The organism is Gluconacetobacter dulcium (genome assembly GCF_014174165.1).
Taxonomy (GTDB): domain Bacteria; phylum Pseudomonadota; class Alphaproteobacteria; order Acetobacterales; family Acetobacteraceae; genus Gluconacetobacter; species Gluconacetobacter dulcium.
In genome coordinates, this window is sequence record NZ_JABEQN010000005.1 from 187,578 (window position 1) to 200,804 (window position 13,227).

General features: G+C 67.4%; 14 protein-coding genes. 2 read left to right on the forward strand and 12 right to left on the reverse strand.

Annotation, left to right across the window (positions count from 1 at the left end):
- Positions 1 to 15: 15 nt before the first annotated feature.
- The 3 genes from phnE to HLH25_RS06205 are packed head-to-tail and all read right to left on the reverse strand — an operon-like array spanning position 16 to position 2,518.
- Positions 16 to 828 (reverse strand): phosphonate ABC transporter, permease protein PhnE, encoded by an 813-nt coding sequence (phnE, locus tag HLH25_RS06195; protein WP_220791704.1) that lies wholly within the window; start codon positions 826 to 828, stop codon positions 16 to 18.
- A complete protein-coding gene (locus HLH25_RS06200) occupies positions 828 to 1,604 on the reverse strand; it encodes a phosphonate ABC transporter ATP-binding protein (RefSeq protein WP_182973234.1) in 777 nt (258 codons plus the stop codon). The genes phnE and HLH25_RS06200 overlap by 1 nt, the downstream gene beginning before the upstream one ends.
- A complete protein-coding gene (locus HLH25_RS06205) occupies positions 1,601 to 2,518 on the reverse strand; it encodes a phosphate/phosphite/phosphonate ABC transporter substrate-binding protein (RefSeq protein WP_182973235.1) in 918 nt (305 codons plus the stop codon). The genes HLH25_RS06200 and HLH25_RS06205 overlap by 4 nt, the downstream gene beginning before the upstream one ends.
- An 85-nt stretch (positions 2,519 to 2,603) precedes the next feature.
- Here HLH25_RS06205 and phnF point away from each other — a divergent pair, with 85 nt between their 5' ends.
- A complete protein-coding gene (gene phnF / locus HLH25_RS06210) occupies positions 2,604 to 3,365 on the forward strand; it encodes a phosphonate metabolism transcriptional regulator PhnF (protein WP_182973236.1) in 762 nt (253 codons plus the stop codon).
- Here phnF and phnN read toward each other — a convergent pair.
- Genes phnN through phnG form a run of 9 tightly spaced genes read right to left on the reverse strand, consistent with a single transcriptional unit; the run spans position 3,340 to position 10,184 of the window.
- Positions 3,340 to 3,885, reverse strand: coding sequence for a phosphonate metabolism protein/1,5-bisphosphokinase (PRPP-forming) PhnN (gene phnN, locus HLH25_RS06215; RefSeq protein WP_182973237.1), 546 nt, complete (start codon positions 3,883 to 3,885; stop codon positions 3,340 to 3,342). The genes phnF and phnN overlap by 26 nt on opposite strands.
- Positions 3,882 to 4,559, reverse strand: coding sequence for a DUF1045 domain-containing protein (locus HLH25_RS06220; RefSeq protein WP_182973238.1), 678 nt, complete (start codon positions 4,557 to 4,559; stop codon positions 3,882 to 3,884). Before HLH25_RS06220 ends, phnN begins: the two co-directional genes overlap by 4 nt.
- Positions 4,549 to 5,697 (reverse strand): alpha-D-ribose 1-methylphosphonate 5-triphosphate diphosphatase, encoded by a 1,149-nt coding sequence (locus HLH25_RS06225; RefSeq protein ID WP_182973239.1) that lies wholly within the window; start codon positions 5,695 to 5,697, stop codon positions 4,549 to 4,551. Before HLH25_RS06225 ends, HLH25_RS06220 begins: the two co-directional genes overlap by 11 nt.
- Positions 5,694 to 6,419, reverse strand: coding sequence for a phosphonate C-P lyase system protein PhnL (phnL, locus tag HLH25_RS06230; RefSeq protein ID WP_182973240.1), 726 nt, complete (start codon positions 6,417 to 6,419; stop codon positions 5,694 to 5,696). The genes HLH25_RS06225 and phnL overlap by 4 nt, the downstream gene beginning before the upstream one ends.
- Positions 6,416 to 7,183: a phosphonate C-P lyase system protein PhnK gene (gene phnK / locus HLH25_RS06235; protein WP_182973241.1), complete on the reverse strand. Its 768-nt coding sequence runs from the start codon at positions 7,181 to 7,183 to the stop codon at positions 6,416 to 6,418. The genes phnL and phnK overlap by 4 nt, the downstream gene beginning before the upstream one ends.
- Entirely contained in the window at positions 7,180 to 8,037 is an 858-nt protein-coding gene (locus tag HLH25_RS06240) for an alpha-D-ribose 1-methylphosphonate 5-phosphate C-P-lyase PhnJ (protein ID WP_281376833.1), read from the reverse strand. The genes phnK and HLH25_RS06240 overlap by 4 nt, the downstream gene beginning before the upstream one ends.
- Positions 8,024 to 9,145 carry a carbon-phosphorus lyase complex subunit PhnI gene (locus HLH25_RS06245; RefSeq protein ID WP_182973243.1) on the reverse strand — a complete coding sequence of 374 codons (1,122 nt, stop codon included), beginning with the start codon at positions 9,143 to 9,145 and terminating at the stop codon, positions 8,024 to 8,026. The genes HLH25_RS06240 and HLH25_RS06245 overlap by 14 nt, the downstream gene beginning before the upstream one ends.
- Positions 9,146 to 9,147: 2 nt before the next feature.
- Positions 9,148 to 9,693 carry a phosphonate C-P lyase system protein PhnH gene (gene phnH / locus HLH25_RS06250; protein WP_246401511.1) on the reverse strand — a complete coding sequence of 182 codons (546 nt, stop codon included), beginning with the start codon at positions 9,691 to 9,693 and terminating at the stop codon, positions 9,148 to 9,150.
- A 35-nt stretch (positions 9,694 to 9,728) separates the two neighbouring features.
- A complete protein-coding gene (gene phnG, locus HLH25_RS06255; protein ID WP_182973245.1) occupies positions 9,729 to 10,184 on the reverse strand; it encodes a phosphonate C-P lyase system protein PhnG in 456 nt (151 codons plus the stop codon).
- Positions 10,185 to 10,527: 343 nt separating this feature from the next.
- Between phnG and HLH25_RS06260 the strand changes: the two genes are divergently transcribed.
- Complete coding sequence (locus HLH25_RS06260; protein WP_182973246.1) at positions 10,528 to 13,197, forward strand: TonB-dependent receptor plug domain-containing protein; 2,670 nt, start codon at positions 10,528 to 10,530, stop codon at positions 13,195 to 13,197.
- Positions 13,198 to 13,227: the final 30 nt, after the last annotated feature.

Genomic DNA, 13,227 nt, shown 5'->3' on the forward strand with positions numbered 1-13,227 from the left:
ATCGGCAGGAAGAAATCAGGACAGATGCCGGCGAATGACGGACGACAGGCCCTCGACGGCGATGACCATCACCAGCGTCATCAGCAGCAGCAGCGAGGCGGTGCGGTACTGAAAAAGGCTGATGGCGGTATAAAGCTGGAACCCCAGCCCACCCGCGCCGACAAAACCCAGCACCAGAGACGAGCGAAGGTTTTCGTCGAACCGGTAGAGCACCAGCCCGAACATCGACGGGGCGAGCATCGGCACGACGCCATGCGCGAAAATCTGCAGGCGGTTGGCACCGGCCAGTTCCATCGCCTCCATCGGCATCACGTCCATGTCCTCGATCATTTCGGCCCCCAGCCGGCCCAGCATGCCCGCCGTGTGCAGCGTCAGCGACAGCACGCCGGGAAACGGCCCCAGACCGACCGCGGTGACGAAGATCAGCGCCCATACCAGGTCGGGCACGGCGCGCAGCAGCCCGACCACACAGCGCGCGGCCATCCGCACGGGGGCATGGCGCACGATGGTGCGCGAGGACAGCAGGGCCAGCGGGCAGGCCAGCAGGGCGCCCAACGCCGTGCCGACCAGCGCGATGTTGAAGGTTTCCCGCGCCGGCTTCCATTCCATGGGCAACTGGTGCCAGTCGGGCGGGCAGGCGCGCCGCACGATATCGACGATCCGCCCGGCGCCCGACAGCAGGTTGGCCGGACTGACCTGGGTTTCGCGCGCCGCCTGGACCAGCAGCAGGGCCAGAACGGCCATGCCGCCCCAGAACAGGAAGCGGCCGGAGCGGGGGAGGGCGAAGCGGGCGCGTTCCGGCGGGGCGGCGGTCATGGTGCGGGGCATCAGGCGGCCTCCCTCATCGTTTCCCTCGCATACAGGTCGGCCAGGGCCTCATCGGTAACGTCGGCCGGCGGCAGGTCGAAGGCCAGCCGCCCGGCCTTCAGCCCGGCCAGGCGCGTGGCGTGGCGCCGGGCCAGGTCGATCTGGTGCAGCACGCACAGGATCGCCAGATTCTGTTCGCGGGCCACCCGGCGCAGCAGCACCATGACCTCTTCGGCCGCATCCGGGTCCAGGCTGGCGACGGGTTCGTCCGCCAGGATGACGGCGGGCCGCTGGGCCAGCGCCCGGGCGATGGCGACCCGCTGGGCCTGCCCGCCGGAGAGGGTGGAGGCACGCTGGGCCGCCAGGTCGGCCAGCCCCACCTGTTCCAGACAGTCCATGGCCAGCCCCCGTTCGGACCGGGGCAGGATGCCGGCCATCGAGGCAAGGTCCTGATGACGGCCCAGCGTACCGCACAGCACGTTGGAGAGGACCGCCCGCCGCCCGACCAGACGCGGGCTCTGAAAGACCATGCCCAGCGCCATGCGCGACTGGCGCCGCATCTCGCCCTTCAGGCCGCCGATCGGGGTGTCCCCGATCCGGATTTCCCCGCTGGAGGGCGGAATCATCCCCGATGCGATCTTCAGCGTCGTCGATTTGCCGCTGCCGTTGGCGCCCAGCAGCACGACGATCTCGCCCGGACGGACGGCCAGGTCGATGCCATGCAGCACCATCCTGCGCCGCCCGGCGGTGTCGTAGGATTTGGTCACATCGCTCAGGACCAGGGACTCGCCGTTCATTGCGCACCTTGCATGTCGAGGCCGATCACCGGCGTCAGGCTGCGGATGCCGTCATAGGCGGCATCGGTCTGCGGGGTCAGACGGGTCGTGGGCTCGGTACCCGTCCCGACATCGTTGGCCCGGATGTGGCTGACATCGACCGCCATCAGGGCATCGACCAGCTTCTTGCGAAAGGCGGGCGGCAGGCCGGGCGCCACGGCGATCGGCCCCTGCGGAATGGGGGGCGATCGCCACAGCACGGTATAGTCCGCGGCATTGTATTCGCCCGCCGCCTGGGCATCGGCGATCGTCTCGCTGTTCAGTTCCGCCGCATCGACCTGCCCGTTGCGGATGGCTTCGAAGGACGCGGTATGGGTGCCGGCGAAGCGGGCGACGAGATCCTGCTTCGGGTCGATGCCGGCGTTCTTGAGCGCCGCCGCCGGCAGCAGATGGCCCGAGGTCGAGCCGGGATCGGAGAACGCGAAACTATGCCCGCGCAATCCGGCCAGATCGTGAATGCCGGTGGCCGGCCGCGTCACGATGCTGGCGGTGTACAGCCCGGCACCCCCCAGCCTGGTCGAGAGCACGGCGACGGCCTCGGCGCCCGCCAGCTTGTGGGCGATGACGTAACCCAGCGGGCCGAACAGCCCGAGTTCGGCATGACCGGAGCGCATCGCCTCGATCTCGGCGCTGTAGGACACGGTAATCATCATATGGACCGGACAGTGCAGCCGCCCGGACAGATCCTGCGCGATGGCGTTGAAGACCGGTTCGAGCGTATTGATCGGCTCGTAAGGCTCGATCACCAGCGTAATGCCGTCGGCATGGGGGCAGGGGATGTCACTGTCGGCCGGGGGCGCATCGGCCCGCGACGGGCTGGCCCAGGCCAGGCAGGCGATGGCGGCCCCCAACAGCATGGCAGATGAAGTTTTCATGACATGTCTAGACATGTTAGAGGCCCTTCCTGAAACTATGTCGCGGTGCGTGTCGTACCGTGCGTCGATCTCGAGGCTTTGGCAGATGACAGAAAAAGTTCCGCGCTGGCGGGAAGTGGCCACTGCGCTGACCGAGGGCATTCGCGGCGGGATCTACGAACCCGGCAAGAAGCTGCCGACCGAGCATGACCTGGCGCGGCATTTTCAGTTGAACCGCCACACCATCCGCCGCGCGCTGGAGGAACTGGCCAATGCCGGGCTGATCCGTACCGAGCAGGGGCGCGGCAGCTTCGTCAGCGACGATCCGGTGGAATACCGGATTCATGCCCGCCCCCGCTTCAGCGAATGGATGCAGGGCGTCAACCGCCACGCGGCCCGTCGCAAGCTCGTCCTGCGGCGCATGCCGGCCGACGAGGTCCCCGACCGCGCGCTCGTGCAGGCGGCCCTCGGCGCGCCGCGCGAGGTCATCCTGCTGGAACGGGTGGGATATGCCGACGAACGGCCGGTCTCCTACTCGCGGCATGTTTTCGACGCGGCGTTGCATGACGGGCTGCTGGCGGCGCTGGAGGCGCAGGATTCGATTACCGGCGCACTCAACGGCCTGGGTATCGAAAGCCTGCGCCAGCGCACGCAGGTCACGGCCCGCTGCCCGGACTCGCACGAGGCGTCGCTGCTGCGCATGGAGCCGACCGATCCGCTGCTGCGCACCGTCGGCTACAACGTCACCCCGGCGGGCCGCCCGATCGAACTGTCGATCGGCCACTACCCGGCCCGGCGGATGCAACTGGTCTTCGAACTGCTCCAGCCCGACATGACGGACATCATGCACGACGCCAGTCCTCGATAAGCGCGATCAGCCGTTCGCCCGCCTCGGCCAGTTCGCCCTCGTTGCGAATGGATATGTCGGGCAGGCAGGTCGCAGGCATCGCCCGTTTCAGCCGCCCGTCGATCGCGGCGGCCGTCTCGCGGCCGCGCGTCGCCAGCCGCGCGCGGCGCAGGTCGGCATCCGCGTCGATGCCGACCACGCAGCAGGGAAAGCGCGCGCGCAGTTCGGCAACGATCCCGCGTGAGACATTGGCGACAAGCTGCCGCCCCTGCGCGATATCCTGCGCCATCGACGCCGGCAGCGCGTAGGCCAGCCCATGCGCGCGCCAGGCGACCAGGAAATGCCCGTCGGCTTCCGCCCGGTCGAAGCGCGCGTCGTCCATCGTATCGGGCGTTTCGGTCGCATCGGCGGGCCGGGTGATGATGCGGCGGGGAAAGAGCACGTCGTCCCGGCCGTCCAGGCGGGCGCGGGCGTACCCGATCACGGCATCCTTGCCCACGCCGGAGGGGCCGGTGACCAGGACCAGGCGTCCCGTCCTCATGCCCTGCCCTCCAGCGCGCAGCGCGCCAGCAGGGTAAAGGGCGCGCCGGGCCGGGGCTCGTGAAAGACGCACAGCGAGGCGACCATGCGCTCCCGCGCCAGCGCGGGGGTGAACAGCGCCTCCATTTCGCCCCGGATATCCGGCGGTAGCACGCTGTCGGCCAGCGTCATGTGGAAATGCCATTCGTCGAACACATAGGGGTATCCCCACCGATGCAGCAGCGCCTTCTGCCGGTCGGTGCAGCGCCAGGCGCGCTCTGCGGTGCGCTGCGGGTCCTCGGGTCGCCGATGGGTATCGAAGACCCGCACGCAATCGTCGCCGAACGCCTGCAAGGCCGGGCAGGGCGCGGCCGGCCGCAGGGCGGTAAAGCCCCCTTCCTCCACGATACGCAGCGCCGGCAGAGCAAAAGGCGAGGACGAGGCGGCAAAGGCCGCCACATCGTCCAGAAAGGCCGTGACGGGGCCGTTCAGCGCCATCGGGGCCTTCAGCGTGGCATGGAAGCCGTAGCGGGTGGCCGACCGGGTCAGCGGGGCACGCCGCGCCAGACCCGGCATCTCGACCGGCAGGCCGGTCGCCGGGTCGCGCCCCAGCCAGGCACACCCCGCGCGCCACAGGGCGTCAGACGGCTCCGGCGCGTAATAGAGGGCGTAGCGGGCGCCGGTGTCAGACGACACGATGCCCTCCCACCCACACGCGGCGAATGACCGGCAGGCCGTCATATAGCCGGACCTGCACCAGGTCGGCCCGCCGCCCGGCCTCGATCCGCCCCCGATCATGCAGGCCGACGATGCGGGCCGGCCCATCGGTGACCAGCGCGATCGCTTCGGGCACCGGCAGAATGTCCTGCGCCACGCAGGCGAAGGCGGCCTCCAGCATCGCGGACGGGACGTAATCGGACGCCAGCGCCGTCACCAGGCCCGCGCGGATCAGGTCGATGGCATTGACGTTGCCCGAGTGCGACCCCCCGCGCACGATATTCGGCGCCCCGGCGATCACATCCATGCCCAGGGCATGGGCACCCCGCGCGGCGGCCAGCGAAACGGGAAATTCGGCAATCGTGATCCCGTCTTCGTGGTTGCGCGCAACCTCTTCCTCCAGCCGGTCGTCATGCGAGGCCAGGGTGATGCCGTGGGCGCGGCAGTATTCGATGACATAGGCGCGGTTGGCTTCCAGATGATGCGCGCGTTCGGCCGCGACGCGGGCCTGCATGGCGTCGATTTCGGCCTCGGTCATGCCCTCCTTGGCCCGGCCGGCCCGCCAGCGCGCGATATCGGCGTACTGGCCGACGCCGGGCGAATGGTCCATCAGGCTGGCCAGCCGCAGCAGGGCGGTCATGCGCGGATCGTGCAACGCCATCTCGAACAGCGGCTGCATGTCGGGCGCGATCAGCTCGCAGCGGAAATGCAGCAGATGGTCGGCGCGCAAGGCTCCCGCTTCCGACAACTCGACCAGATCGCGGATTCCGTCCTCGTAGGTCTGGATGCGGTCGCGGCCGTTGATGTCGCCCAGGCTGAGCGAGTCGAACACGGTCGTCACCCCGGCCACGGCGCATTGCGCGTCATGGGCCAGAAAGGCCGAGCGGGAGGGCCAGCGCGCATTGACGCGCGGCAGGACCTGGCGTTCCAGATTGTCGGTATGCAGGTCGATGATGCCGGGGATGATGTAATCGCCCGCGCAGTCGATGACGGTCGCATCCGTGCTGGCGGCCGGGACGAAGGCGCCCGGCGCGGACAGGCCGTCGGTGCTGAAATGCAGTTCGGTTTCGACGACCGAGCAGGGCAGGACGATCCGGGCGTTGGTCAGCAGGGTCATGGCTGGCTTTCTTCGATGGTCGCGCCGCGTTCCAGCAGCACGGTACGGTCGGCGATGCGCGCGCGCAGCGCATGGTCATGGACGATGGCGACGATCGCCGAGCCCCGCGCGCAGGCTTCGGCGATCAGGGTGCAGACGCAGTCGCGGCTGACGGGGTCGAGCGAGGCGGTCGGTTCGTCCAGCAGCAGCGTCGGCCAGTCGCAGATAAAGCTGCGGGCCAGGTTCACGCGCTGCTGCTCGCCGCCGGAAAAGGTAACGGGCGGCAACGCATGCAGGGCGGAGGGAATGCGCAGCCGCTCCAGCATCGCCGCCGCGTGGCGCCGGGCCTTTTCCAGGTTCATGCCGCGCGCCACGGCCGACCCGGCGACGACATCCAGCGCGCTCAGGCGCGGAATGGCCCGCAGGAATTGCGAGACATACCCTAAAGAGCGCTGGCGCACGTCCAGAATCGCGCCCGGCGACGCGGTGGCGATATCGACCATCGCGCCGTCATGACGAATGCGGACGGCGCCGGAATCGACGCGGTAATTGCCGTAGAGCGCGCGCATCAGGCTCGATTTGCCCGCTCCGGACGGACCGACCAGCGCGACGCACTCGCCGGGCCGCACCCGCAGGCTGGCCCCGCGCAGGACATCGAGCGCGAGCCCGCCTTGCAGATGCAGGACGAAACGCTTGTGCAGGCCGGATGCGTCGATGGCCCAGCCATTCTGGTGGGAGGTCATGAGGGCAGCACCGATGAGACGAGAAGTTGCGTGTAGGGGTGATGCGGGTCGTCCAGCACCTGGTCCGTCAGGCCCTGTTCGACGATCGCACCGCCCTGCATGACCACCGTGCGGTCGGCCAGCAGGCGCGCCACGCCCAGATCGTGCGTCACGATGATGGCGGCGACATGCAGCCGATGGACCAGCGTGCGGATCAGGTCGAGAATGCGCGCCTGCACCGAAACGTCCAGCCCGGTGGTCGGCTCGTCCATGAAGATCAGTTCGGGATTCGTGACCAGCGTGGCGGCGATCTGCAATCTTTGCAGCATCCCGCCCGAGAAATGCATCGGCAGGTCGTCGATCCGTTCGCGCCCGATCTCCACTTCATCCAGCCAGCGGGCGGCGGTCTCGCGGATCTCGCCATAATCGCGGGCGCCGTTCATCATCAGCCGCTCGCCGATATTGCCGCCGGCCGTCACATCCAGCCGCAGGGCGGCGCGGGCATTCTGGTGGATATAGCCCCAGCGCGTGCGTTGCAGCCGGCGCAGGCGCATCTCGTCCATCGCGGCGATATCGTGCGGCCCCTCCGCGTCGCGGTAGAGAACATGGCCGGAATCGGCGGGCGACAGGCCGGCCAGCGTGGCGAGCAGGGTGGATTTGCCCGACCCGCTCTCGCCGACGATCGCCAGGATCTCGCGCCGGTTGACGGTCAGCGAGACATTGTCGAGCGCATCGACATTGCTGAACCGCTTGTTCAGGAAACGGGCTTCCAGAAGAAGGCTCATCGTCCGCCCTCCTCGGCCCGGCGTTCGGCCTCTTCGATCCGGCCGGCGCAGTAATCGGTGTCCGAGCACAGGAAGCGGCGCGTGCCATGATCGTCGATGATGATCTCGTCCAGATAGCTCGACGTGCTGCCGCAGAAGGCGCAGGTGCCGTCCGCCCGGCCGGGATGGAACGGATGGTCGGTGAAATCGAGCGAGCGCACCGGCGTGTAGGGCGGCACGGCATACAGGCGCCGCTCGCGCCCCGCGCCGAAAAGCTGGAGGGCGGGCATGGCGTCCATCTTGGGATTGTCGAAGGCGGGAATGGGGCTGGGCGACATCAGGACCCGGCCATTGACCATCACCGGATGGTCGTAGGCGCTGGAGACACGGCCGAAGCGGGTGATGTCCTCGTACAGCTTCACATACATCATGCCGTAATCGTTCAGCGCATGGGCGCGCCGCGCGACCGGGCGTTCCGGGATCAGCTTCCACAGCGGCTCGGGCTGCGGAACCTGATAGACGATCACTTGATCTTCCGTCAGCGCCTGCTCGGGGATGCGGTGGCGCGTCTGGATGATCGTGGCCTCCGCCGTGCGGGTGGTGGTCTCCACCCCGGTCATGCGGCGGAAGAACGAGGCGATGGCGACCGCGTTGGTCGTGTCGTCCGCGCCCTGGTCGATCACCTTCAGCCGGTCGTCCTGCCCGATGATCGCGGCGGTCACCTGAATGCCGCCGGTGCCCCAGCCATAGGGCAGCGGCATTTCGCGGCTGGCGAAGGGCACCTGCCAGCCGGGGATCGCCACGGCCTTCAGCAGCGCCCGGCGGATGCCGCGTTTGGTCTGTTCGTCGAGATAGGCGAAATTATACGCGATCATCGCCATCCTCCTTCTTGCGGTCCGTCCCGTCTTCGGCACGCTGTTCGTCGGCCTGGCGGCGAATGGCGCGGATAATTTCCAGCTCACTCTGGAAATCGACGTAATGCGGAAGCTTGAGATGCTCCACGAAGCCAGTCGCCTGGATATTGTCGCAATGCGACAGCACGAATTCCGGGTCCTGCGCCGGGCTGCCGGTCGCCTCGCCCAGTTCGTCGGCGCGCAGGGCGCGTTCCACCAGCGCCATCGACATGGCGCGCCGGTCGGCATGGCCCACGCTCAGCCCATACCCGCGCGTGAATTGCGGCGGCACGGTCTTGGACCCGGTGAACTGGTTCACCATCTGGCATTCGGTCACGACGATGTCGCCGATCTCGATGGCGAAGCCCAGTTCGGGCGGCACGACCGAAACCGCGACCTCGCCCATGCGCAACTCGCCCACGAACGGGTGCGTGTTGCCGTAGCCGCGCTGGGTCGAATAGGCCAGCGAGAGCAGAAACCCCTCGTCGCCCCGCGCCAGGGCCTGGAGCCGGATCGGCCGGGAGGCCGGAAAATCCAGCGGCATCGTGGTCAGGTCGGCCGGCGGGGCGTCGTGCCCGGCGGCGGGAATGGCCTCCAGCAGCGTCTCGCCCCCCAGAATGCCCATCGCGCCGGGCAGCGGGGCAACGGGCTCGGCCGCCACCGGGGCGGGCGCGGATTCGGACTCGGGCGCCGTCTCCCCGGTATCGAACAGCCGGTGCGAATAATCGGCGGTCGGACCCAGCCGCTGCCCGCCGAGCACATCCTTGAAGATCGCCGACACCCGGCGCTGGACGCGCATCGCCGTGGTATCGATCGGCCGGGCATCGACCAGGCGCGGCTGGGTGGCCCGGTACGACCGCAGCAGGAAGGCGGCTTCAACCAGGTCGCCCTCGGCCTGCAACAGCGCCCGCGCGGCGAGGTCGGGGTCATAGAGCGCGCCTTCGGCCATCACGCGGTCGATGGCCCGGCCGAAGCTGGTGGTCGCCTGACGCAGCGTGCAGCCTTCGCCGTCGCCCCGCCGCCGGTCGGCGCGCCAGGCATGGGCGGCGGCGATCGCGTCCTCGCCGCCCTTGGTCGCGACAAATGCCATGGTCAGGCCTCCGTGATGCAGGTGCTGCGCGGCAGGCCGACGATCTCGGCGCCGCACAGAAGAAACACATCGACCCCGCGCGGAAACAGCGCACCCTGCTGCTGCCATTCCGCCACGAACGCGGCATCCAGGGTGGGGGCAATGGTCTGGGTATGCGCAATGCCCGGCCCCGACAGCGTCAGCGGCGCGCCGTCGGTCAAGGATGCGATGTCGAGCAGCAGGGTGGCGCTTGCCTCCGGCGCATCGAACGTGCCCTGGCGCAGCGACGCCAGCACGGGCCGGGCGGAACCATGGGCCGGCCCGGCCAGCACGAACGCCGCCGCCTCGGCCGGGGCCGCGGGCGCGCCGGTATGGAATGTCAGCCACGCCGCCGTATCGCGGTCGGCCTCGGGCAGCGCGACCGGCGTGGTCGCGTCCACCAGCGTCAGCAGCGTGATGGCGGCGGCCGGGGAAAGGCTGCCCGGCACCTGCGCCAGCCGTGGCAGGCCGTAGCGTCGGCCAGGATGGGCAATAGCGTCGAGAATGGCGCGGAAGGTGGCCTGGGCCATGTGCGAATCCGCAAGGCCCGGAAGAAGAACAGACATCAGCGCCCCGTTGCCATGGTAAAGAAGCGGACTTCCGTGCCGGCGGCGCGGGCTTCGATCGCCGCGCGCCGCCGCGTCTCGATCGCGGCCAGCGGATCGACGACCGAGGCCATCAGCGCCGCATGGCGGGTGTCGGACTGAAGCGCCGCATCCAGCCGGGCGATGGCGACGGCGCGGGCTTCGTCGCGGCCCAGCACATAGGCGTGGCCGGTATGGCCCTCGTCATCGACGATGCTGGCGCGGGTCAGCGTCGCCTCGATCAGGTTGAAGCCCTCGCCCTCCGCGCCGACGCGCCCCCGCACCATCGTCAGCCCGATTTCGGGCTGACGGAGATGAACGAACGACGGCAGCGGGTCGGTTTGCGAAAGATGCCGGTGCAGAAGCCCGGCGTCGGCACGGGCGAGAATGCCGAGCCAGGACTGGCGCGCGGAATGCGCGGATGAATCAGCGGTCATCGTGACCTCACGAAAAGCAGGTGCATGCCAGATGGCACGCAAAAAAATGGATCGGGTGTGAGGCCAATAAAACAGAACAAATGCCGGATTAAATAATTAAACTTATGTGAAAGAAGAGAGATTAGACAACATGCTCTTGTTGTCCGCAATAGACAACAAGGGAGATTTATATAGTAATAAATCCATATTAACAAAAGCTTCATGCACAACTTCATGCGCCCACGTATTTTCCGGTCGGTCCAAATCGAAATCCTTTCATTTATTACGTTATATATGGAGAGTTCTGATGCGCAGGGCCGTGTTTATGTTGGTCGCGACGTCTGCTTGTACACCTCTGCCATTGATGATCGGGGCGGCACGCGCGGCCACGCCCGCAACGGCATCACCCGCCCTGTCCGCGCCGTCGCCGGGCAAGGCGGCGGCGAAGGCGCGCGGCCGGCACCACGCTGCCCGCCCGGTGGCGGCATCGGCATCGGCGGCGGCGCCCCGTCCGGTCGCATCCGGCCATGCCGCCGCACCGGCGGCGCGCGGCGCGGTTGCCAACGCGGCCGACCGCTATGTCGCCCCGCCCCCGGCCAGGGACGAGCAGGTGATCGTCACCGGCACGCGTGCCTCCAACGTACGGGCACGCGAGAGCATCAGCCCGGTGGTGGTCCTGTCGGGAAAAACCCTGACGCAGTCAGGGTTCCTCAACCTGTCGGACGCGCTGACGCGCACCTACCCGTCGATCGAGGTCACGCCGCGCGGGCATAATACCAACGCCCTGACCTCGTTCGTCGAAATGCGCGGCCTCGGCCCCAACGAGGTCCTGGTGCTGGTCGATGGCAAGCGCCGCCACGGCACGGCCAACATCGTGCAGAAGGCGGGTCCGGAATTCGCCGCCTCCTCGGTCGATCTGAACATGATCCCCGCGAACATGATCGACCATATCGAGGTCCTGGAAGACGGCGCCGCGGCGATGTACGGGTCGGACGCCATCGCCGGCGTCGTCAACATCATCACCAAGAAGCAGGATCACGGGCTGACGCTGAGCAGCCAGACGGGCGCCAATGCCTATAGCGGCGATGGCTGGCAGTATCAGTTCGCCGCCGATGGCGGGTTGAAGCTGGGCCATGACGGCTTCATCCATCTCAGCGGCCAGATGTACCATAGCGACCATATGGTGGCCTATTCGCCCGATCACGGCATGCTGGGTTACTGGCCGGCCGGCGCCGATACCTCCGGCTACTATGCCGGCGTGGTGCCGGGCGCGAAGGCGAATACCGGCAAGGTCAACAACTACACCAACACGCCCGAGGAAACGCGCGAGAATCTCGGCATCGATTTCGAAAAGCCGCTGACGGACAACATCTCCCTCTACGGCCAGATCGTCTATGCCCACCGCCATGCCGAGATCCTGGAAGGCTACGAATACCCCGATCTCGACTGGGCGCCCGGCGCCGTGAACATGTATCCCAACGGCGTGGAGCCGATCACCCAGATCGACGAGAACGACTATTCCGCCACCATGGGCCTCAAGGGCGGCCATCTCTTCGGCTTCGACTGGGATCTGTCCTCGACCTGGGGCGCGGATTCCGATCGGATTTCGGAAAAAAGCTCGGTCAATCTCGGCATGTTCGCGTCGAACTGCAACGCGACCGACACGGCGTCTCCCCGCTATTCGGCCGATGGCTGCGGCTATTCGCCCAAGACATTCTGGGATTACACCGAAAAAAGCGCCGAGTGGACCAACAATCTCGATTTCCGCCGCCAGTTCATGGTCGGGCATTCCTTCCCCATCGGGCTCTCCTTCGGCGCCGAACAGCGGTATGACGAATATCAACTCGTGTCCGGCAACCCCGATTCCTACCAGACAGGCGGCGCGGAAGGGCATGCCGGCATCCCGCCGCAGAGTGCGGGAAAATGGTCGCGTGATGTCTGGGCCGGGTATGTCGACGTCAACCTGCATCCGATGAAGCGCCTGCAGATCGACCTGGCCGGACGCTACGAATATTATACCGACACCCAGGATACCGAGACCGGAAAGATCTCGGCCCGCTATGATTTTTCCCGGCGCATCGCCATCCGTGGCACGATCAGCAACGGCTTCCGCGCACCCACCTTGCAGGAAGAACATTTCAGCCGCATGAATGTCTATACCGACAGCGTGCGCGGCCTGCTGCCGGTCAATTCCGCCGCCGCGAAGATCCTCGGCGCGTCGCCGCTCAAGCCCGAGCGTTCGACCAGCATCAGCGCCGGCATCGTCACCGAACCGGTCGACGGTTTCCATGTCGAGGCCGATGTCTACCAGATCAACCTGCGCGACCGCTTCGTGCAGGGCGGAACGGTGTCCGGCGTCACCGCGCTGGAAGCGATCGAGAATTTCGGTTTCGCCATCCCGGCCGCCGCCACCAAGGTGTCGGATTTCAACGCCTATTACCTGTCCAACGGTGCGAGCACCCGTACGCAGGGCCTGGACATCAAGGCCGATTACACATTCAGGTTCCACGAATACGGCGATCTGAACCTGAGCATGGCGCTGAACCTGAACCGCACCCGCCTGCACCATAACGGCCTGTCGTCCCTGGGCAAGCCGCTGTTGAACGACCAGGCGATCGGCTATCTGACGACCGCCTACCCGCGCAGCAAGATCATCCTCGATGCCCGCTGGAATGTCGGCCGGTGGGATATCAATCTGCGGCAGACCCGCTACGGCCAGACCACCGACATGCTGGAATATCAGGACTGGACACCGGCTTCGGCGACCTGCGCGGGCGGCGGCGCCCTGCGCTATTCCAGCACCTGCTTCGCGCCGTTCAACAACACGCCGCGGTGGCTGACCGACCTGCAGGTCGGTTACCAGATCAACCAGCACCTGCATGTGGCCATCGGCGCCAACAACATCTTCAACATCCGGCCGCGAAAGGTCCCGCAGGAACTCAAGGTCGCCGAAGGCAGCCAGTACGATCAGGATTCGGTCCAGGTTCCGATCACCGGCGGATATTATTTCGGGCGGCTGGACGCCCGTTTCTAAAATCCGGCAGGCCGTCCGGCAGGCATCCAC